This window comes from Methylophilus sp. Q8 (genome assembly GCF_000800115.1).
In the GTDB taxonomy this organism is placed as follows: Bacteria; Pseudomonadota; Gammaproteobacteria; order Burkholderiales; family Methylophilaceae; genus Methylophilus.
Genome location: NZ_JUHE01000001.1, coordinates 2,438,094 through 2,458,521 on the forward strand (window position 1 = coordinate 2,438,094; position 20,428 = coordinate 2,458,521).

At 47.6% G+C, this 20,428-nt stretch carries 19 protein-coding genes; 16 read left to right on the top strand and 3 right to left on the bottom strand.

Annotation, left to right across the window (positions count from 1 at the left end; genetic code table 11):
- Nucleotides 1-38: 38 nt before the first annotated feature.
- Entirely contained in the window at nucleotides 39-725 is a 687-nt protein-coding gene (locus GQ52_RS11560; RefSeq protein ID WP_024931197.1) for a hypothetical protein, read from the top strand.
- Nucleotides 726-784: 59 nt separating this feature from the next.
- Here GQ52_RS11560 and GQ52_RS11565 read toward each other — a convergent pair whose 3' ends face one another.
- Both GQ52_RS11565 and ppsA read right to left on the bottom strand, forming a co-directional pair.
- A complete protein-coding gene (locus GQ52_RS11565; RefSeq protein ID WP_019882415.1) occupies nucleotides 785-1,588 on the bottom strand; it encodes a pyruvate, water dikinase regulatory protein in 804 nt (267 codons plus the stop codon).
- 41 nt (nucleotides 1,589-1,629) lie between these two features.
- The gene (ppsA, locus tag GQ52_RS11570) at nucleotides 1,630-4,002 is read right to left on the bottom strand and encodes a phosphoenolpyruvate synthase (RefSeq protein WP_081979351.1); all 2,373 of its coding nucleotides are present in this window, start codon (nucleotides 4,000-4,002) and stop codon (nucleotides 1,630-1,632) included.
- A 203-nt stretch (nucleotides 4,003-4,205) separates the two neighbouring features.
- Here ppsA and GQ52_RS11575 point away from each other — a divergent pair, with 203 nt between their 5' ends.
- The 8 genes from GQ52_RS11575 to miaA all read left to right on the top strand — a co-directional run bounded on the left by GQ52_RS11575 (nucleotide 4,206) and on the right by miaA (nucleotide 11,629).
- Nucleotides 4,206-5,183 carry a hypothetical protein gene (locus GQ52_RS11575; RefSeq protein ID WP_047517895.1) on the top strand — a complete coding sequence of 326 codons (978 nt, stop codon included), beginning with the start codon at nucleotides 4,206-4,208 and terminating at the stop codon, nucleotides 5,181-5,183.
- 119 nt (nucleotides 5,184-5,302) lie between these two features.
- Nucleotides 5,303-6,196 (top strand): NAD(P)-dependent methylenetetrahydromethanopterin dehydrogenase, encoded by an 894-nt coding sequence (locus GQ52_RS11580; protein ID WP_019882412.1) that lies wholly within the window; start codon nucleotides 5,303-5,305, stop codon nucleotides 6,194-6,196.
- 8 nt (nucleotides 6,197-6,204) lie between these two features.
- Nucleotides 6,205-7,302, top strand: a complete 1,098-nt coding sequence (locus tag GQ52_RS11585) for an ATP-grasp domain-containing protein (protein ID WP_235273246.1) — start codon at nucleotides 6,205-6,207, stop codon at nucleotides 7,300-7,302.
- Nucleotides 7,268-8,242: a methenyltetrahydromethanopterin cyclohydrolase gene (mch, locus tag GQ52_RS11590; RefSeq protein WP_047517899.1), complete on the top strand. Its 975-nt coding sequence runs from the start codon at nucleotides 7,268-7,270 to the stop codon at nucleotides 8,240-8,242. Before GQ52_RS11585 ends, mch begins: the two co-directional genes overlap by 35 nt.
- Before the next feature lie 191 nt (nucleotides 8,243-8,433).
- Nucleotides 8,434-9,345 carry a RimK family alpha-L-glutamate ligase gene (locus tag GQ52_RS11595; protein WP_047517901.1) on the top strand — a complete coding sequence of 304 codons (912 nt, stop codon included), beginning with the start codon at nucleotides 8,434-8,436 and terminating at the stop codon, nucleotides 9,343-9,345.
- A complete protein-coding gene (locus GQ52_RS11600; protein WP_047517903.1) occupies nucleotides 9,342-10,193 on the top strand; it encodes a triphosphoribosyl-dephospho-CoA synthase in 852 nt (283 codons plus the stop codon). Before GQ52_RS11595 ends, GQ52_RS11600 begins: the two co-directional genes overlap by 4 nt.
- 60 nt (nucleotides 10,194-10,253) lie before the next feature.
- On the top strand, nucleotides 10,254-10,625 hold the full coding sequence (locus GQ52_RS11605) for a 4a-hydroxytetrahydrobiopterin dehydratase (RefSeq protein WP_024931204.1): 372 nt from the start codon (nucleotides 10,254-10,256) through the stop codon (nucleotides 10,623-10,625).
- A 47-nt stretch (nucleotides 10,626-10,672) separates the two neighbouring features.
- On the top strand, nucleotides 10,673-11,629 hold the full coding sequence (gene miaA / locus GQ52_RS11610; protein ID WP_047517906.1) for a tRNA (adenosine(37)-N6)-dimethylallyltransferase MiaA: 957 nt from the start codon (nucleotides 10,673-10,675) through the stop codon (nucleotides 11,627-11,629).
- Between the two features lie 52 nt (nucleotides 11,630-11,681).
- Here the strand turns inward: miaA and GQ52_RS11615 are convergent, their stop codons facing one another.
- On the bottom strand, nucleotides 11,682-12,977 hold the full coding sequence (locus GQ52_RS11615) for an undecaprenyl-phosphate glucose phosphotransferase (RefSeq protein ID WP_019882402.1): 1,296 nt from the start codon (nucleotides 12,975-12,977) through the stop codon (nucleotides 11,682-11,684).
- A 425-nt stretch (nucleotides 12,978-13,402) separates the two neighbouring features.
- Between GQ52_RS11615 and epsL the strand changes: the two genes are divergently transcribed.
- From epsL to GQ52_RS11650, 7 genes are all read left to right on the top strand, one after another.
- A complete protein-coding gene (gene epsL / locus GQ52_RS11620; RefSeq protein ID WP_235273253.1) occupies nucleotides 13,403-14,527 on the top strand; it encodes an XrtB/PEP-CTERM-associated polysaccharide biosynthesis outer membrane protein EpsL in 1,125 nt (374 codons plus the stop codon).
- A gap of 44 nt (nucleotides 14,528-14,571) precedes the next feature.
- Entirely contained in the window at nucleotides 14,572-15,405 is an 834-nt protein-coding gene (locus GQ52_RS11625) for an EpsD family peptidyl-prolyl cis-trans isomerase (RefSeq protein WP_081979353.1), read from the top strand.
- Nucleotides 15,406-15,490: 85 nt separating this feature from the next.
- Nucleotides 15,491-16,519 carry an SLBB domain-containing protein gene (locus GQ52_RS11630; RefSeq protein WP_047517909.1) on the top strand — a complete coding sequence of 343 codons (1,029 nt, stop codon included), beginning with the start codon at nucleotides 15,491-15,493 and terminating at the stop codon, nucleotides 16,517-16,519.
- 15 nt (nucleotides 16,520-16,534) lie between these two features.
- Nucleotides 16,535-17,884 carry a chain length determinant protein EpsF gene (epsF, locus tag GQ52_RS11635; protein WP_047517912.1) on the top strand — a complete coding sequence of 450 codons (1,350 nt, stop codon included), beginning with the start codon at nucleotides 16,535-16,537 and terminating at the stop codon, nucleotides 17,882-17,884.
- 51 nt (nucleotides 17,885-17,935) lie between these two features.
- Complete coding sequence (gene epsG, locus GQ52_RS11640; RefSeq protein ID WP_047517913.1) at nucleotides 17,936-18,802, top strand: chain length determinant protein tyrosine kinase EpsG; 867 nt, start codon at nucleotides 17,936-17,938, stop codon at nucleotides 18,800-18,802.
- A gap of 1 nt (nucleotide 18,803) precedes the next feature.
- On the top strand, nucleotides 18,804-19,700 hold the full coding sequence (gene xrtB, locus GQ52_RS11645; RefSeq protein WP_200884057.1) for an exosortase B: 897 nt from the start codon (nucleotides 18,804-18,806) through the stop codon (nucleotides 19,698-19,700).
- Nucleotides 19,701-19,738: 38 nt separating this feature from the next.
- Nucleotides 19,739-20,425: an exosortase C-terminal domain/associated protein EpsI gene (locus GQ52_RS11650; RefSeq protein WP_235273261.1), complete on the top strand. Its 687-nt coding sequence runs from the start codon at nucleotides 19,739-19,741 to the stop codon at nucleotides 20,423-20,425.
- Nucleotides 20,426-20,428 lie beyond the last annotated feature (3 nt).

A 20,428-nucleotide genomic window follows, 5' to 3' on the forward strand; every position in this document is an offset into this window, starting at 1 on the left:
TTGCAGGACATTATTCAGAATCGACAAGGGAGTCAATCATGGAAATGACCAGAGAAGAAGAAGCTCAAAAAGCTTACGTCAAGTTGCTGACCGGGCAGGGTGTGAGTGAGCGTGTGCTGGTACAGCGCGAGTTCATCATTATTCGTGTCAGTGCCTTCCTGAAAGATATTCCTTGTGATGGCAGCCATTACCGACATGCGGTCGACCGTTTTATTGCCAGCATTGATCCTGCCGAAATTCCAAGTATCTTGCCGGTGATTCGAGAATTCTTCTCATTCTGGGTGCGCGATATCAAAGCCATTGCGGCCATGAGCCAGGCCAAAGTATTTAATGGCAGCACGCCTGTCGCCATGGTCACGCAGGATGAATTATTCAAGCATTGGTATGATTTGGATAAGACGGCGATGACTCTCCACGAAACACAAGTCATGGATGCTTTTGAACAAGTCACGCTGGTTCGCGGTTTTGAACCCGCGGTATTTAAAGAACGCATGCGCATGGCAAAATGCCTGCTGCTGTCGCTACGCCATATTTCGCACAAACAATCCCATAGTTACCGCCAGATGGTGGACAGAAACCTGCCATTGTTTAATGCGCTGGGTTCACAGCACACTTTCCTCAGTGTTTGTCGTGAGTTTTATTACTTTTGGCGTGGGGATATGTTGAAACCACAAACTGCAAGAGTACAAGCAACGCCAATGCGTGAAATGGCGATGGCAGCGTAATGTTTGCATGATAAGTCAGGCGGCGAGAAGCCGCCGTCAGGGTTTAAAAAACGCCAGCCTTAGCGCTGGCGAATTTTTTGCAGGATCAGCGCAGACAGTTCTTCAATCGAACGACTGGTGGAGTCTGCCCAGGGAATGCCTGCACTGCGCATCATGCCTTCAGCAATTTCAATTTCCTTGCGGCAGTTATCCAGTGAGGCATAAAAACTATCAGGGCGGCGTTCGTTACGCACAGAGTGCAAACGCTCGGGCTTGATGGTCAGGCCAAAAATCTTGTCGATATTTTTTTGCAAAGCCGCAGGTAAGGCGCCACGTTCAAAGTCTTCTGGAATCAATGGGTAGTTGGCGGCTTTAATGCCAAACTGCATGGCCAGGTAAATGCTGGTCGGTGTTTTACCGCAGCGGGACACACCAATCAGGATCACTTCAGCTTCATCCAGACCGGTATTGGTCATGCCGTCATCATGATTGAGCGTGAAATTAATGGCTTCCATGCGCTCAGAGTAGCTGTTGCCCATGGCGCTATACGCAATGCTGGCACCAGTCAGTGGCTCCTGATTAAGCTCCGAACCTAGCGGGTAAATAAAGCGGTGGAATAAATCAATAAAGTAGGCGTTGGCCTGCTTGAGGTGATTGCGGTGTTCGCCATTGCCGACAGACATGATCACAATCGGGCGAATACCATCCTGGGCAGCCACTTTCTGGATATGCTCAAAAGCGGCTTGCACTTTCTCGTCATTGTCCGTGAAGGGCAGGCGAGTAGTGGTGAACTTGGTATTAGGAAAATGCTCCAGCAATTTGCTCAAGGCGCCAGCTGTAATCCCCGTGCCATCAGAAATAATAAAAACAGAACGGTGATTCATGGTAACGCCTTGAGTTGATTGCTAAAGTTTACTACCTAGGTTTACTTCTTGGTCAAACGCTGCCAGGTGGCAACCACTGTGTCAGGGTTGAGTGACACAGACTGGATGCCTTCAGCCACCAGCCATTCGGCAAAGTCTTCATGGTCAGAAGGGCCCTGACCACAAATGCCGACGTATTTGCCCAAGCGGTTACAGGTGTTGATCGCCATTTTCAGCAATACTTTCACCGCATCGTTACGCTCGTCAAAACCGTCTGCCAAAATGCCGGAGTCACGGTCCATGCCTAATGTCAGCTGGGTCAGGTCGTTAGAGCCAATGGAGAAACCATCGAAGTATTCCAGGAACTGTTCTGCCAGCAAGGCATTGGCCGGGATTTCACACATCATGATCAGGCGCAGGCCGTTTTCACCGCGTTTGAGACCGTTCTCTGCCATGATTTCAGTCACAGCGCGCGCTTCTTCCAGCGTACGTACAAATGGGATCATCAACTCAACGTTGGTCAGGCCCAGTTCATCACGCACTTTTTTCATGGCCTGGCATTCCATGGCAAAGCACTCTTTAAAGTCTTCTGCCATATAACGCGCCGCACCACGGAAGCCGATCATCGGGTTTTCTTCGTCCGGCTCATAAATGTCACCGCCAACCAGTTTTTTGTACTCGTTAGACTTGAAGTCTGAGGTACGTACAATCACTGGTTTTGGATAGAAAGCGGCCGCAATGGTCGCGACACCTTCTGTCACTTTATCAATATAAAACTGTTTCGGGCTGGCATAGCCACGTGCACGGTTTTTGATCGTTGCCTGGATGGCCGCTGGCATGGCATCAACATTCAAGATGGCTTTCGGGTGAATGCCAACCATGTTATTAATCACGAACTCTAAACGTGCCAGGCCTACACCGTCGTTTGGTGTTTGAGCGAAGGTAAATGCCATGTCAGGGTTGCCGACGTTCATCATGATCTTGCAAGGTGGTTTTGCCAGTGCGCTGTTAGATTGCGTAGACACTTCGAAGTCCAGGGCGCCATGGTAAACAAAACCAGTTTCACCTTCAGCACAAGACACTGTCACCATTTCGCCATCACGCAGCAAATCTGTGGCATTCACTGAGCCGACAATCGCCGGGATACCCAGTTCACGCGCAATAATCGCCGCATGGCAGGTGCGGCCGCCACGGTTGGTCACCAGTGCACTGGCGCGTTTCATCACGGGTTCCCAGTTAGGGTCAGTCATGTCGGCAACCAGCACGTCGCCTGGTTGAACTTCATGCATATCGGCCGGATCCAGCACGATACGTACCGGGCCCACGCCTACTTTCTGCGTCACAGCACGGCCGGCAACCACAGGCACTGAAGAGTGCTTTTGCAGTTTGAAGGTTTCAGTGATGTTTTTAGCCGCTTCTTGCGATTTCACTGTCTCTGGACGCGCTTGCAGGATGTACAGCTTGTTATCCAGGCCGTTTTTACCCCACTCAATGTCCATTGGGCAGCCATAGTGTTGCTCAATCGTCATCGCGTAGCTAGCCAGTTCCAGAATATCCGCGTCTGTCAGGGAGTAACGGTTGCTTTCTGCAGCATCAACGTCCACGGTATGCGTGGATTTACCTGCCTGGGTGGCATCAGAAAAGATCATTTTGATCAGTTTTGAACCCATGGTACGGCGGACGATGGCTGGTTTACCTTGCGCCAGCAATGGCTTATGTACATAGAACTCATCCGGATTGACGGCACCTTGTACCACGGTTTCACCCAAACCATAAGAGGAGGTGATGAACGCGACATCACGGTGACCAGATTCAGTATCAATGGTAAACATCACACCGGCACAGCCGATGTCTGAACGCACCATTTGTTGTATGCCTGCGGATAAAGCCACATCCGCATGCACAAAGCCTTTGTGTACGCGGTAGGAGATCGCACGGTCGTTATACAAAGAAGCAAATACTTCTTTAATGGCGTGGTTAATGTTTTCCAGGCCATGGATATTCAGGAAAGACTCTTGCTGACCGGCGAAAGAGGCATCCGGCAAGTCTTCTGCCGTCGCAGATGAACGCACCGCGAAGGTAGTGCCTTGTGCTGATCTTTCAATCAGTTTGGCATAGTTTTCAGCAATCGCTGTTTGCAGCGCTTGTGGAAACTCGGCTTCCATAATCCACTGGCGAATTTGTGAACCAACACGGGCCAATTCCTGGGTGTCGTCTGCATTCAGTTTATCAAGCAAGTCGTTGATCTTGTTGTTTAATCCACCTTGTGCCAAAAACTCACGATAAGCATCTGCGGTGGTCGCAAAGCCGGTAGGTACGCGTACGCCCTTGGCTGTGAGTTGAGAAATCATTTCGCCCAAAGAAGCATTTTTGCCCCCTACGGACGGCACATCAGTGTTTCGTAGATTCTCAAATGGAATAACATGACTTACCATATAAAACCCTTAATTATTTAAAACTGGTGGTAATCTATCGCGGAATGCAACGGATTGAATTCGATAAATAGAGGCTGTTTGCCGGACATCGTCTGATTACAGAATGACTTTTATAGCGGTCATTATGCCAAAATCATGTTTTAATGTCACGTCGCCGTAAGGGTGGCAATTCATTTTTTTTAGCATCAATATAATAAAACGCCATGAATGCAGTAATTCCCGCAGAGCGCACGGTCAGTGTGACCACTTATGGTCGCCTACATCTCGGTTTTTTCAACCTGAGTCGAGAGACTCAACGTCAGTTTGGCAGCGTCGGCGTCGCGATTGATGCCTTTCAAACTTCATTAAGTATTAGTGGCGGCCCGCAACAGCTGGCATTGGATCCATGGGCCTCTGCCATCTTGCAACGCCATTTAGCTGCCTGCGAAATGCAAGCCGAGCTGAACGTGACCATTCAACAGGCGATTCCCCGTCATGGCGGCCTGGGCTCAGGCACACAAATGGCCCTGGCGTTAGGCGCAGCAGCCAACAGTTTATTAGATAGACCAGTAGAGGCCGCCGCGATTGCCGCGATTCACCAGCGTGGCGCCCGTTCAGGCATCGGCATCGCCACGTTTGAACATGGCGGTTTGGTGGTTGATGGTGGCCGCAACGCGCAGACGATAGTGCCACCAATGCTGGCGCGCCATGCGTTTCCATCCGACTGGCATTTTTTACTGATTATGGACAACAGTCGCGATGGCCTGCACGGACAAGGCGAGAAAACCGCATTCAAACAGTTGGCACCACAATCATTGGCGGCCACACAAGCGATACAGCAACAATTATTGAGTCAGGGCCTGCCAGCACTCATCGAGCAAGACTTTGCCGGGTTCAGCCAGTTTATCGGTGCACTGCAAGCCTACAATGCTGAGTACTTTGCGCCAGCACAAGGCGGTGCCTATGCCAGCAAAGCGGTTGCCGGTATCTTGCAAACATTGCAGCAGCAGGGCTATGCCGGTGTCGGGCAAACCTCCTGGGGGCCGACCGGTTTTGTGCTGCTCCCATCGCGTGCCGCGGCGGTCGCCATGCAAATGCAACTCCTTACAGAATATGCAGAGCAGACCACACTGGGTTTTCTGGTCACCGCTGCAGTGAATCAGCCTGCATGTATTAAGATAATAGAAGATGTGGCAAATTAAAACTTTTTAAGATAATTTTGAAAAGTTATGATTTTCACGGTCTACTCTTTATTTTGAACTGCGCTGGAAGTGTGTATATTGGCTGTAGGTTTGATTAACGAACGGTTCCGGGGGGAATAATGAAAAAAACCAGTATTATGCATTTGTTTACAGCCGCAAAAAATGCCAGCCCATTTGATGTGAATATGGCGTTTGATGCCGGCTACGAAAAAATTATTTCTTACACCGATGTGACCTTGAATGAAATCGTTGCGCTGACGCAAGATGCGATTTTCTCCCGCAGTCCGAGTGGTTTAAAGCAACAGGCGCTGTTCTTTGGTGGCCGCGATATCCAGGTCGCCCTCGAAATGCAGAAGCAGGCGCGTAGTGCCATGTTTAAGCCATTTGAATGTCACACATTCTCTGATCCTTCTGGTGCATTTACCACCGCGGCAGCCATGCTGGCCAAGGTTGATTTCTATTTGCAAAAATCTGGCAGCGGCCTGGGCAAAGAAAAAATCGCTATTTTTGGTGCCAGTGGCACTGTTGGCTCCACCGCCGCATTGATTGCTGCCCGCCAGGGATCAACGGTATTTATGGTGGCGCATGCTGGCGTAGAGAGCATGCAAGCCTATGTGGATAAATTGTCCTCCAGCTATGGCGTGACATTACAAGTAGTTGATGGCAGCACTGAAGCTGCCAAAATTGCCGTCTTAAATGAAGCAACCGTTGCGTTGTGTGCCACACCAGCAGGCATTCGTGTGCTGGAAGTTGCCCAGTTTGCCAATTCCAAAACGCTGAAAGTCGTAGCTGATGTCAACGCCGTGCCGCCCTCCGGGATTGAGGGTGTCGATACCTTCTCTAATGGCGGCCTGATTGAGGGTACGCAAGTAGCAGGGTTTGGCGCTTTGGCCATTGGTCAACTGAAATATGTCACACAGAACAAATTGCTGGAGCAGATGCTGCAAAGCGAAAGCCCGATGCATATTGATTACCATCAGGCCTATGAATATGCCTGTGCGCACGTAGAATAAGGTGATTCTTGCGGTTGGCAATCTTGTCTCAAAGTGCGCGCATCTATAGCCAGATGGCGCAACAAGAAGGATTTAGCGTATTCGCCGTGGATGCGTTTGCAGATGCGGATACGCGGCAGGCCGCACAATCGGTATATCAATGGCCAGGTCTATGCGAACAGCAGCCTGGCGATGAAATGGCAGGTTTGTTTGCAGCATTAGATGCTTTTCAGCCCGATGCAGTCTTGATAGGCTCGGGATTGGAAGCCAATCTGGCAAGCTACCGTGTGTTGTCTGCCCGTTACGCTTTACTTGCTAATCTGCCCGCAACGGTTGGTCGTGTGAAAACCCCGCAATGGCTAAAGGCATGTTGCGATGCACATAGTGTGCAATCGCCGTCAATTGCTGACACTCAACCAGCAGCAGGGCAGTGGTTATATAAGCAGGCAGGGCAGTGTGGTGGCAGCCATGTAAAACATTGGCAATCCGAGATAAATGAAGTTGAGCGTGGCTACTGGCAAGCATTCCAGCCGGGGCAAGCAATAGGTATCTTATTTTTAGCGCATGCGCAGTCTGTCACCTTGATAGGTGTGCATGCACTCAGGCAACATGCAGGCAGTTACGCTTATGCCGGCGCCACACGCTTGCATGATGCGTTGCTATATGAAGCCGCAAATTATGTATTGCAGGCACTGGTGCCAGCATTAGGTTTGGTTGGCATCAATAGTATTGATGCGATTTGGCATGAAGGCACATTACATGTCATTGAAGTCAATCCAAGGCTGAGTGCCAGTATGCGTTTATATATGGCGCTGCCATTAATACAAGCGCATATGGCCAGTTTCTTGCATGAGGCTGTGCCTGCGCTACCGCAACAAACAAACGCGGCCAATCATTGCATCATGTATGCGAGAAAAACGATAGATGTTAGCCAGTTAAGCTTTCCAGACTGGCTGGAAGACAGGCCTTGTGGTGGCAATATCACTGCCGGGCAACCCATTTGCAGTGTCTATGCAGAAGGGCAATCAGACCGCGAAGTGCAACAGGCTTTGCTGGATAAAAAAACACGTTTAGAAAAATTATGGGGGACTTATGTCTGTGACAACATCGAATTCAACATCCATTAGCGTACAAGAATATAGTGCGCCGCTGGTGGCCGGGCTGATTGCCAACGCAGCAGCCCTGGGCTGTGCGGTATCTACGCATGAAAGCGGCGCGACCATCGTTGACGCCGGCATTCAGGCGCCGGGCGGGCTGGAAGCTGGCCGTATTATTGCCGAAATTTGCATGGGTGGCTTAGGTAGCGTCGCTTTGCGTCATGTGCCACAGTTTGCCAATTGGCCACTGAGTGTCGTGGTGACGGCCAAACAGCCGGTGATTGCCTGTCTGGGCAGTCAATATGCCGGCTGGGCGTTGTCGCATGAAAAGTTTTTCTCACTCGGTAGCGGCCCGGCCCGTGCCATTGCCCAGCGCGAAGAGGTGTTTAAGGATATCAACTACAGCGACAAAGGCGAACAAACGGTATTAGTACTGGAAACCGATAAAGTGCCGCCAGTGCAAGTAATTGAAAAAGTCGCCAGGGACACCGGTTTACCCGCCAACAAGCTGACTTTTATTTTGACGCCCACACGCAGCGTTGCCGGTTCACTGCAAGTGACCGCGCGCGTGCTGGAGGTTGCATTGCACAAATGTCATACCTTGCATTTTGACTTGAGTGCCATTGTCGATGGCTATGGCGTTGCGCCTATCCCTGCGCCATCGCCAGACTTTATTGTCGGCATGGGCCGTACCAATGACGCCATTCTGTTTGGTGGTTTTGTGCAGTTGTTCGTCAATACTGATGATGATGCTGCCGAGCAACTGGCACAACAATTACCTTCTTCATCCTCTAAAGACTATGGCCGCCCATTTGCCGACGTGTTTAAAGCGGTGAACATGGACTTCTACCAGATTGACCCGATGTTGTTCTCGCCAGCCAAAGTAAGCGTGACCAACCTTAAATCCGGCAAAACATTCTTTGCCGGAAAATTCAATGAAGACCTTTTGAATCAATCATTTGGTGGGTAGTTATAACGTATTTTCTTAATTAAAATGTACGAGTGGGATGAAGAACAAGGCGCACGGAACGCAGAAACCGGAATGTACATCGAGTACATGAGGATTTCGAAAACGCAGTTTCAGTGCAGGCTAACCTTTAGGTTACGCCGAAGCTAAAAAACCGCGTAACGCTGTTATTCGCCCACGCAGTCATTTTTATCATGCAAGTTATTCCCATTTTCACTGACGAAGTGGCCCAGGCTGGCGGCTGGCATGGCCAAAGTCTCGCACAGGCATTTGCACGCCGTGGCTGGCATGCACATATGGTGTCACTCGATAGTTGCCATATCAGTATTGTTCAACAGCAGGTCACTGTACATATTCCCGGTTTGAGTCAGCCCGCACCATTGGCATTTGTGCGTGGTGTCGCTGCCGGTACTACGCAGCAAATCATCACGCGCATGAACCTTTTGCATACCTTGCAACGCCAGGGGATGACCATTTATAACCATGCGCGTGCCATTGAAACCACGGTGGACAAAGGCCTGACCAGCCAATTGCTGGCTGAGCAGGGCGTGGCCACGCCTAATACGTGGGTGTGCGAGCACCGTGACGTGGCGCATGGCATTATGCAGCAAGCGCTGGATGCCGGAAAAACACTGGTGATCAAGCCGCTATTCGGTTCGCAAGGCAAGGGCGTACGCTTAATCGAAACACGTGCGCAGTTTGCACTACCGCAAGACCAGTTTGTCGATGGCGTTTATTACCTGCAAGAGAAGATTGATTGCGGTCCTTATCAGCATGATTACCGCGTATTTGTAGTGCGCGGCGAGCCCATTGCGGTCATGAAGCGGCAGGGCGATAGCTGGCTGCATAACGTGGCGCGTGGTGCACGCTGCAGCGCATGTGATGAGGTCGATGTGGCTGACATTGGCGTCAAAGCTGCGCAGGCTGTAGACATTGATTACGCAGGCGTAGATGTGATGCGCGATAAACATGGCAAGTTATGGGTGATCGAAGTGAACAGTATTCCAGCCTGGCGCGGCCTGCAAAGTATTACCCATTTTGAGATTGCCGATGTATTGGTGAATGATTTACTGCAATTGGCCAACGTGGCAGAAGGCCAGCCATGAGTGCAGCCGTACAGCAAGCCTATCTGAACGCCTGCCTGGCCGAGCTGGAAGCCCTCAAGCCTGGCAATGTGCATATTTTTGCCGATGGCCATGGCATGCGGGTACAGGACTTTATCTATAGCGCCGAAGCCTCTGCGCCAGCATTGTGTGATGATCAGGTATTCGGCACGCGGACACTGGGCCAGCGTATCTTGCACGCTTTGCAGGCGACCCACGCCAAAGTAGGTTGCAATACCAATTTGGGTATTATTTTGCTGGCTGCGCCCGTGGTGCAAGCTTGCCTGCAATATCCACAGTTATCGCTGTCAGCTGGTTTGCAGCAAGTGTTACAGCAAACCACCGTGGACGATGCAGCCTCGGTCTATGAGGGCATCCGCCTGGTCAGCCCGGCCGGCATGGGGCAGCGCGACGAGCATGACGTATCACAGGCGCCGCAAATCACCTTGCTGCAAGCCATGCAATTAGCCAGCGCGAATGACATGGTGGCACGCCAGTATGCGGATGGCTATGCCAGTATTTTTACGGCTGCGATACCGCTTTACACTGATTGTTACCAGCGCTGGCAGCGGCCTGCCTGGGCATTAACGGCCGTTTATTTATATTGGCTGGCTAGCGTACCAGATAGCCATATCGCCAGAAAATATGGCCAGGCCAGAGCAGTAGAAGTACAGCAGGCCGCCAGTGCGCATTACCAGGCCTTTGTTGCCCTGGAGAACCCGAAACACTACATGCCTGATTTACTGAAATGGGATCAGGCTCTCAAGCAGGAAAAAATTAATCCAGGCACCAGTGCCGACCTGACGGTGATCACCGCCATGCTTTCATTACTGGACGAAAGCCGCGCTTAAGCTCGACGGCGAGCTGAGGTATACTGTAACGCTTTAGTGGCCTATAGTCAGGAGAGCGTTATGACCGATCAGGTACTCACCGAGCAAGAAATTCAACAGCATTTTTCTGAATCATTACCGCATTGGGTGTATGAGGATGGCTGGATCCGCCGTAAATATAAAACCAACAGCTGGAAGGGCACACTGATGGTGGTCAACACCGTTGGTCATCTGGCCGAAGCTGCCTGGCATCATCCAGACTTAACCGTGTCCTATGCTTTCGTTATCGTCAAGCTGTGCACACATAGCGCCAAAGGCATTACGATGAAAGACATCGAACTGGCACGCAAAATTGAAGAAGTGGTGCAATGGCAGCCGCAGTTACAAGCAGGCTCTGCACTGGAAGGTACGCCACAGAGTGACCTGCGCTTCAGCTACGTCAAATACGATTAGTTTCAGTGTTCTGCGTCACTATTTTTCGTTAGCCCAGTTTCAACTGTATGCGCACCAATCATCATGCCGGTTTACCACCGGCAATCTTTTTAATGGGTCCCACCGCTAGCGGTAAAACCGCGGCGACCATTGCCTTAGCCCAGCACTTTCCGGTTGAAATTATCAGTGTCGATTCCGCGCTGGTGTATCGTGGCATGGATATCGGCACTGCTAAACCCGACGCCGAGACCTTGCGCCAGGCGCCGCATCAGTTGATTGACCTTATTTCACCGCTGGAACAATACTCCGCGGCACAATTTGCCAAAGATGCCCTGGCACTGATGCATACAGCGACTGCTCATGGTCGTATCCCGGTACTCGTCGGTGGCACTATGTTGTATTTCAATGCCTTGCAACATGGCCTGAGTGATTTGCCTGAAGCTGATTTAGCCATCCGCGCCCAGATTGAAGCGGAGGCGAATGCTTTAGGCTGGCCAGCAATGCATGCGCAATTGGCTAGCATAGACCCAGCAGTTGCCGCCAAGATTCACACAACAGACTCGCAGCGCATAGAGCGCGCATTAGAGGTTTATCGCATCAGCGGTAAATCCATGAGTGCTTTACGTGCGCAGTCGCAAAAAGTATCGCTACCGTTCAATATCCTTAAACTTGCCTTAATGCCAAGTGATCGCAGTGTCTTGCATCAGCGCATTGCCGAACGCTTTCAGATCATGCTCAAGCATGGCTTTGTGGATGAGGTAAAAAGGTTGTTGCTCGAGTATCCGCAACTCACTGTGGATAGTCCCAGTATGCGCTGCGTTGGTTACCGGCAAGCATTGCAATATTTGAATGGTGATATCGATTTACCTACTTTGGGTGAGCATGGCGTATACGCCACTCGCCAGCTCGCCAAACGCCAACTCACCTGGCTACGTGGCATGGACGATGTACAGGTATTGGATTGCTTGCGTACGGATTGGGTGGATGAGGCTCTCACCCTGATTCAGCAACAAACGCAGGCATAAAAAACCGGACATTGTCCGGTTTTTATTTTATTGCACATCCTCTTGGCAAATACTAATAAGCGCCATCCTGGCCGACGATCGTTAACCATGCGGTCTTAGCCACGATCAGCATGTCCAGACGCGGGCTCCAGTTGCGTAAATACTCCAGGTCATAGTGCACGCGCTGCTCCATCTTTTCCAGCGTGTCGGTTTCGCCACGGAAGCCATTGACCTGTGCCCAGCCGGTAATGCCCGGTTTTACCTTATGACGCACCATATAGCCTTTAATCAGCTTGCGGTACTCTTCGTTATGCGCCACGGCATGCGGGCGTGGGCCAACCACACTCATGCGTCCTTGCAACACATTAATAAACTGCGGCAACTCATCTAATGATGATTTACGCAGGAAGGCACCCAGCGGAGTAATTCTCTGGTCATTCCTTGTTGCCTGAGTGACTGTAACGCCATCTTCCGTAACAGTCATTGAACGGAACTTATAGACCAGAATTTCCTCACCATCCAAACCATAGCGCCGTTGCTTGAAAATAATGGGGCCAGGGGAGGTGAGTTTCACCCCTAAGGCGACCCCCAGCAAGATAGGTGAAATCAATATCAACACAAACAGCGAGAACAAAATATCCGCTGTACGTTTAATTAAACCATCCACGCCGGTAAAAGGTGTTTCACATACCGACACTACCGGAATACCATTGACGTCAGACACACGGCCTTGAATCAAGTCTGTGACGAAAATATCCGGCACAAAGTAGATCGAAGCGGTGGTGTCTTTTAAATCATCCAACAATTTCAAAATACGCGGGTGGCTAGACATCGGTAGCGCAATGTAGATCGTATGAATCTGGTTGCTCTTGCAATAGGCAGGAATGTCCGTCAGGGCGCCCAGAATTTCAAAGCCATGGTCTTGCGGCGCACGCTCCGGGGCACGATCCTCAAAGAACCCCAATACGGAAACCCGGCTATACTCATCTGCCAGCAAATTATTTGCTACGGCCAGGCCTTGTTCATTGAGGCCGATAATGACTGCATTTTTGATAGGGCCCTGCAGGCTGATAAAGAACGGAGAGAGTTCTTTTAGCGCCGTTAACGCAAGAATCTGGGCGATCGGCGTTCCTATTAACCAGGTGTATATAATTTCTGGGGTATACAGCGTGATGTAGCCCGTAATTCGAGCAAATACAAGCACCATGCCCGCAAGCAAAAGCCATTGAAAAATGACATCCCGCACCATTTTCCAAAATCCCAGGCGAATTTTTGCACCGCTAGGAAAAGTCACCGAAAACAGCAATATCGAGGTAAAGAAGATAGAGATAGGAATTCTGTCTTCGAAATAAATAAAAATGCCCCACATAAAAAAGACTAATACGAGGGGCTCTACAATGGATTCGATGAAGTAAAGAGGGCTTCGAGGCCCCGAAGATAATCCGGAGATTGTTCTAATTGGCGGTCTGATAGTTTTTTTCATAGATTACTTATTTCTATATACCGTCCGAGTTTAACCAAATTAATGCTTAACATCAATCGCCGAATGGCAACGCCAACGCAGCCTGGATGTCATAAAACCGTCTTGAAAGCTTGCGTATACTGTTGAGCTGATTTAACAATTCTCATTGCATCTACTAAAAAGTTAAATTTTGGTAGCAAAAAATGTATGTTTACAGGTTAGAATGTAAATCAAACATCATATTTACTATTGCTTAAAAATACATGTCATCCTGCAAGCAATCCCCCAAAGTAAAGATTAAACGTTCGATTCGGTGCTGGCTTGCGCTAACGTTGAGTGCATTTCCTTTTTGCGTGGTAGCTGATGAGTTGGATACGATACAGTTAAACGCTTCACTCAATAAGACATATGATGACAACATCTTTCGTCAGAGTAGCAATGCCATTTCTGATGTCATCACGATTACGACGTTGGGATTTAGGGTTGATAAAACCTACTCATTGCAACGGTTTACTTTAGATGCGTCTTACACAAATTTTAAATATAACCGTACAGACTTTCTTGACTATGACGCTAAAAACTACAATGCAGCTTGGTTGTGGTCACTGACTCCGAATCTGACAGGTAAAATCACTTCAGAGCAAACTCAGGTCTTGAACGATTTTAGAGACTTCGCCAATCCTATTCAAAACATCAGAACCTCAAAAATACAAAGGTTTCGGGCGGAGTACTCACCGCACCAGGTTTGGACGGTCATAGGCGGTGTCACTTATACGGATGTTACCAACAGCCAACAATTTAACGCACAAGCTGACTTTAGCGCGTTTGCGTTTGATTACGGCGCCAAATATAAATTTCCCTCAGGCTCCAGTCTTGCGTTTTTAGGTCATAACCGCCGAGGTGAATATAGTGGCAGACCGGTGAGTGCTATCTTTGACAATGGCTATGACGAGACCGAATTCGAAATCGATGCTGTGTTAAAGGCTTCTGGTAAAAGCAGCTTGACTGCAAAGCTGGCCTATATTCAACGTGAATACGACCACTTAACACTACGCGATTACCAATCGTATATTGGTTATGTCAATTACGACTGGTTCATCACGGGTAAAATGATGGCAAACTTTAATCTCTCGCGTACGGTTTATCCTTTTGAGCAGGCGAATAGTACATACTCATCTACAGACACGCTGAAAAGTGAGCTCATCTACAATGTCACAGACAAAATACAAGCTAGTGTCAATGCCAGGGTATCTGATCGTGATTTTGATGGCCGCGGTCAATTCGGCACCATTGGGCGTACTGACAAAGAAAAAGGATTTGGAGGCTCATTAAAATGGTCTCCAATTAAAAACGTTTCCCTTTCTTTAAACACAGGCAAATCATACCGTAATTCGACTTTATCGCAGTTTGACTTTGATGATACGCTCACCAGTGTCAACCTGGACCTGAAGCTTTAATCTGCAAGCCTTACGATAGGTTTTTAATAATCAAGCGTTTCAGAATGAAAAATATAATTACAAATTTCTGTCTTTTAATACTTACTGGCTGCAGCGGGCAGCAGAACTCAAGCATCAACTCGCCAGTATTGGCTAAAGTGAATGGCGATGAGATTTCAGCCTATACTCTGCAAAATGAATTGAAAGCTTCGCAACAAAATGCAGATGACCGAGCAGTAGCCAAAAAAGTATTTGCCGGATTAGTTGATCGACAGTTACTGGTGCAAGAGGCGCTCAAACTTGACCTGGAAAGAGCGCCTGAGGTAATTCAAGCTATTGAGTCAGCTAAAGCAAAGATTTATGCTCAAGCGTATCTCTCAAAAAAAATAGCAAAGCTGTCGCCAGCTTCTGAAAGTGAGATCAATCAGTACATTGAGTCGCACCCTGATAAATTCAGGCACCGTAAAGTATTTAAGATGCAAGATGTTGTTTTTGCAAACGACCAGTCCTTACTCGATCTGCCTAGTGTTGAAAAAGAAGTATTAACACTCGCTGAATTGAAGACTATTTTAAGTACCAAAGGTATCACCTTTGAAACTGGAGACAGTCAACTGTTTACAGACAGGTTGCCAGACAATGTATTGAATAAAATCAAGCCGATGAAAAAAGGCGACTTACTTTTTTTACATAGTAATAACAACATTATCGTAAAATCAATAGAGGATATTGTTGAGCAGCCGATGCCAGAAAAAAGCGCGCATCTGTTCGCTAGCAGGTTGTTGAATCAACAGAAGCAGCAGGAGTTTGTTGCCCAGGAAATTGCAAGATTAAAGGCCCTGGCAACGATCGATGTGTTGGATCCGGAACTGAACGAGCAGTCGCAAGTCGTTAATCATTAGACTAACGTTTACTTTTAGGCTCATTTAATATTATTGAATGATCACCGTAATACAATAGACTTAACTACTTAAAGAGTTATCACTTATGATGAATTTAAAAAATTATTTTGTTATTACATTCCTGTTCTTATTCAGTGTAATAGCCCATGCGGACTATACCTTAGGTGCTGGAGACTATGTCAAAGTCGTTGTCTATGGCGATGCTGAGTTGACGCGGGAAACTCGAGTCTCAGAAGACGGTGTACTGACCATGCCGCTGATCGGAGAGGTCAAAGTCGGTGGTTTAACGACCATTGAGAGTGAAAAGCGGATTGCCGAGCAATTAAAACGTGGCGGCTATATTGCTAACCCGCAAGTTTCCGTCTTGGTGCTTGAGTTTATGAGTAAGTCAGTTTCTGTACTGGGCGGCGTGCCTAAACCAGGACGTTACCCAGTGACTAGGCCAACAGATGTGAAAGATATTCTGGCAGAAGCGGGTGGATTGGTGCCAGATGCCTCTGAGATTATTACGGTAGTGCGAGGCGACAAACGTAGCGAGTACGATTTAAATGAAGTGATCGAGCGTCGCAACGTAAACGATCAGGATGTACGCTTAATTGGCGGGGAAACCATTTATATCAGCACACGCGACGTTGCTGTCGCTGGTCAGGTATTGCGCCCTGGTAAATACGGTATTCAAGGTGGCACACGTAAAATTAGCGACTTCGTAGCATTGGCAGGCGGTGCAACTGAAAATGCCGGTGAAACACTGTTCTTTACTTCTGTGCGCTCAGGTACACCAGTGACACAGGAAATTAATATTGATGAGCTGTTTAAGTCTCCATCTAACGCTTTAAATAAAGAGTTGTTGCCAGGTGACGTTGTATATGTTCCTAAAGCACCGCAGGTATATGTGTATGGTGAAGTGCAACGTCCTGGCATGTACAAGATTGATAAAAACATGACTGTGATGCAGGCTATTGCCAAATCAGGTGGTTTAACAGTGCGGGGCACACAGCGTTCAGTAAAGTTACACAGAAAAAATTCTGAAGGCGCTACTGTGAAGCAATCTCCGGATCTTACCGCGACTTTGCAAGATGAAGATGTATTGTTTATTGAAGAAAGTCTGTTGTAATTTTAAAGGTTGACTATGAATTTATCTCAGTTAGTGCTGGTTTTAAAAGCACGCTACAAAATGATTTTACTGGTGGCGATCATCACTTTGCTGACCGCTAGCTTGGTGAGCCTGTTGTTTCCTAAAAGCTATAAGGCTGCAACGACGGTCATTCTCAACTACAAGGGTGTAGACCCTGTGACTGGGATGGCGATGCCTGCGCAATTAATGCCAGGTTATATGGCAACCCAGGTCGATATCATCCAAAGTAAAAATGTGACTCTGGATGTGATCAAAAAATTGCATTTGGCTGAGGTTAAATCATTGCAACAACAGTTTGCCGAAGCAACTGAGGGCAAACAGGCTGATATTAATCAATGGCTGGCAGATTTACTGCAACAAAAGCTGTCCATCTTGCCATCCAAGGAAAGCAGTGTTATCAGCATCGGCTATAAAGGGGTGGACCCCGTTTTTGCAGCAACCATGGCAAATGCATTCGCTGAGTCTTATATTAATTTGAGCCTGAAGCTAAAGATCGATCCAGCCATTAAAGCGTCACACTACCTGTCTGAGCAAACCAAGGTCTTGCGTGAGAACGTGCAACAAGCACAAAACAAGCTGGCTGAATATCAGCAAAAACATGGCTTGACCAGTATTCAGGAAGCCTATGATGTAGAAACATCAAAGTTGAGAGACTTATCATCACAATATAGTTTGATGCAGTCTCAATCTATTGAGGCTAACTCACGCCGTAATGATGCTACAAAAAACATGAGCGACTCTCCTGATGTGGTTCAAAACCCAATTGTGCAGAACCTTCGCATGAACTTATCTACTGCTGAGTCTAAATTGGCTGAAATGGGGCAGCGCTACAGCAAGAATCACCCGATGTACATTGCCTCAGAAGCTGAAGTGAATAAACTTAGAAGCCAATTGAATACCGAAATTGATCGCACAGTCGTTAGCCTGAGTAACAATGCAAACATCAACTCTCAACGTTTGGGAGATGTTAAGGCGCAACTGGAAAAGCAAAAACAGAGAGTACTTGAGCTAAACAGATCTAGATCAGACTTGCTGATTCTGGAGAGAGAAGTACAAAGTGCCCAGAATGCTCTGGAGTCTGTGAATAACCGCTTTAGCCAAACTGCGCTAGAAGGGCAATCTAACCAAGGCGATATTTCAGTACTTGAAACAGCTGTACCTCCAATTGAGCCCAGCAATCCAAGCTTATGGCTGATTGCACCATTTTCAGTGATTATCGGTGCTTTGTTAGGATGTCTGTTTGCACTGCTTGCAGAAATGCTGGATCGTCGCATTCGTAGCAAGGACGACATTCTTGCATTGGGTGAAATTCCAGTTTTTGAATACAGCATCAAGCCAGTCTAGTTTTTAGCTGGCCCTTTAGAAAACAACTTATCAGGCAAAAAGTGATTGCGTATGAATATTATTGAAACAGAGAACAAAGCGCCTTTGAAAACAGTTTCTTCCAGTATCGGGCACCTGTTGCTTGATATGGGGAAAATTACTGAGAAAGATGCTGAGCGTATTCTTAAGTTTCAGAAAGAAAAATCAATGCGTTTTGGCGAGGCTGCCTTGGCATTGGGTTTTGTTTCTATAGAAGATATCAATCAGGCATTGTCTTATCAGTTTGATTATCCTTATATCACCCCGGATAAAGCTTCATTTAATACAGGTTTAATTGCAGCATTTGATCCGTTCTCGAAACAAGTTGAATCATTGCGCTCTTTACGCACGCAATTAATTTTGCGCTGGTTTGAACGCGGCTTTAAAACGATTGCAGTTTCATCAGCCAGAGAAGCAGATGGTGCGAATTTACTGGCGTCCAACCTGGCAGTTGTATTCTCTCAACTGGGTGAGCGTACACTGTTGATTGATGCCAACTTGCGTGACCCATCCCAGCATAAGTTGTTCAAGCTGAATAACCATCATGGCTTGTCTGATATCCTGGTAGGCAGAGCTTCAACAGATGTTGTAGTCAGAATCCCTTCTTTATTGAATTTGAGCATTTTGACAGCTGGTGCAACGCCTCCTAATCCACAGGAGCTTCTCAATAAAGACGCACTGGATGATTTACTGAACAGCTTTGCTGAACACTACGATGTGATCATTATCGATACCTCGCCACTATTGCAGTCGTCAGATGCGCAAATTGTCGCCAAAAAAGTAGGTGGCGTATTGATTTCGACACTGCAAAACATCACTACCCTAAAAGATACTCAAGAAGCATATGAGGCCTGTCGCAGCTTAGGCATTGATGTTCAAGTTGCTTTGAATGCGGGCTAGCATGTCAGTTGCACCAGTGACAAGCCCTGCTGGGTCAAATCAGAAAATGTATGGCTATATCGCTATATTGTTATCAATCTTGATCCTGTTTACGCCAGTATTTCATGACCTTTTCGTCACTGTCTGGAATACTGATACCCAATCACATGGACCAATTGTGTTGGCTATCGGTATCTGGTTCTTCTATTTTAAGACCAGGCAAATCCTGGAAAAGCCGCAAACATTCAAACCTGCACCCACTGTTGGCTGGCCATTTATTATATTCGGTGCCAGCTTATACATCGTGGGTTACTCGCAGAGTGTTTATATCATCTCTATCTTGTCGTTGGTATTTATACTATGCGGCCTGCTGTGCATTATTTTTGGGGCTAAAATAGCCATTAAATACTGGTTTGCCTTGTTCTTTTTTGTCTTCCTGATTCCTTGGCCCACGTCAGTGATTGATACACTGACTCAACCAATGAAAATTGCCGTCTCTTTTGCTGCGGATCATCTCTTGTATGCACTGGATTACCCCATTGCGCGCTCAGGGGTAATCCTGCAAATTGGTCAATATAAGCTGTTGGTGGCTGATGCCTGTGCTGGCCTGAACTCATTGTTTACCTTGGAAGCCATTGGTCTGTTGTATATCAATGTGATCAACCATCAGGCCTTTTGGCGTAATGTATTGCTCGCAGTATTGATCGTCCCAATCTCTTTTATCTCAAACGTATTGCGCGTTTGCACGCTCGCTTTAATCACTTTTCATATGGGTGACGAAGCAGGGCAGGGCTTCTTACATAATTTCTCAGGCATGGTACTTTTCCTGACTGCATTGATTTTGATTATTGTGATTGACTCACTCATTCAAAAAGTTGCCGAAAAATTCAAACTTAATAGCTTGCTGAGCCAAGATTAGTGCCTACGATGAAAGACTTATACCTCAAACTACCGGACGTGAAACTTGCCACAGGGTTGCAACTATTACTGGTCAGTATCGTGTTCCTCGGCGTAGCAAGCTTCCTCAAGCCGCATGAACACTATGCAAAAAGTGAGAGTAACTTTGAGAAAAATATTCCCAGAGTGATCAATGGCTGGGTCGAGGTTCAACAGTCCACCCCTCAAGTAAGTGTTGTCAGTGATGAAAAAAGCCTGATTAATCAGCTATATGATGACACCCTGATGCGCACTTATGCTGACAAGGATGGCAATCAGGTGATGGTTGCCTTGGCCTACGCCAAAGAGCAACGCCAGGATGTGAAAATACACCAACCTGACATCTGTTATCCGGCACAAGGCTATCAAATGCAGAAAACAGACATTGTCTCTTTTGATCAGATCAAGACAACGGCTCCGGTGATTGGTAAGCGCCAGCTATACTATGGTCAAAACCATTTTGAGGCAGTCAGTTACTGGATTCGTGTCGGTGACCGCACTATGACCTCTGGGCTGCAAATGCGTTTAAAAATCATTGCTGATGGCTTGTTCAAGAGACGCCTTGATGATGGCATTCTGGTTCGTGTTTCATCAGTATTAGCAGATGACTCCAAAACGAAAGAGGCTTATGAATTACATGAGAAATTCCTTGCGGAATTTTCCAGTGTAGTTGAAGAACAGTCGCCAGGCTTACTCCTACCAAACTAATTA

Excerpts from the sequence above, each read along its gene's own strand:
- GQ52_RS11560 (WP_024931197.1), top strand. The coding sequence starts at position 39 with ATGGAAATGACCAGAGAAGAAGAAGCTCAAAAAGCTTACGTCAAGTTG.
- GQ52_RS11565 (WP_019882415.1), bottom strand. The coding sequence starts at position 1,588 with ATGAATCACCGTTCTGTTTTTATTATTTCTGATGGCACGGGGATTACA.
- ppsA (WP_081979351.1), bottom strand. The coding sequence starts at position 4,002 with ATGGTAAGTCATGTTATTCCATTTGAGAATCTACGAAACACTGATGTG.
- GQ52_RS11575 (WP_047517895.1), top strand. The coding sequence starts at position 4,206 with ATGAATGCAGTAATTCCCGCAGAGCGCACGGTCAGTGTGACCACTTAT.
- GQ52_RS11580 (WP_019882412.1), top strand. The coding sequence starts at position 5,303 with ATGAAAAAAACCAGTATTATGCATTTGTTTACAGCCGCAAAAAATGCC.
- mch (WP_047517899.1), top strand. The coding sequence starts at position 7,268 with ATGTCTGTGACAACATCGAATTCAACATCCATTAGCGTACAAGAATAT.
- GQ52_RS11595 (WP_047517901.1), top strand. The coding sequence starts at position 8,434 with ATGCAAGTTATTCCCATTTTCACTGACGAAGTGGCCCAGGCTGGCGGC.
- GQ52_RS11600 (WP_047517903.1), top strand. The coding sequence starts at position 9,342 with ATGAGTGCAGCCGTACAGCAAGCCTATCTGAACGCCTGCCTGGCCGAG.
- GQ52_RS11605 (WP_024931204.1), top strand. The coding sequence starts at position 10,254 with ATGACCGATCAGGTACTCACCGAGCAAGAAATTCAACAGCATTTTTCT.
- miaA (WP_047517906.1), top strand. The coding sequence starts at position 10,673 with ATGCGCACCAATCATCATGCCGGTTTACCACCGGCAATCTTTTTAATG.
- GQ52_RS11615 (WP_019882402.1), bottom strand. The coding sequence starts at position 12,977 with ATGTGGGGCATTTTTATTTATTTCGAAGACAGAATTCCTATCTCTATC.
- GQ52_RS11625 (WP_081979353.1), top strand. The coding sequence starts at position 14,572 with ATGAAAAATATAATTACAAATTTCTGTCTTTTAATACTTACTGGCTGC.
- GQ52_RS11630 (WP_047517909.1), top strand. The coding sequence starts at position 15,491 with ATGATGAATTTAAAAAATTATTTTGTTATTACATTCCTGTTCTTATTC.
- epsF (WP_047517912.1), top strand. The coding sequence starts at position 16,535 with ATGAATTTATCTCAGTTAGTGCTGGTTTTAAAAGCACGCTACAAAATG.
- epsG (WP_047517913.1), top strand. The coding sequence starts at position 17,936 with ATGAATATTATTGAAACAGAGAACAAAGCGCCTTTGAAAACAGTTTCT.
- xrtB (WP_200884057.1), top strand. The coding sequence starts at position 18,804 with ATGTCAGTTGCACCAGTGACAAGCCCTGCTGGGTCAAATCAGAAAATG.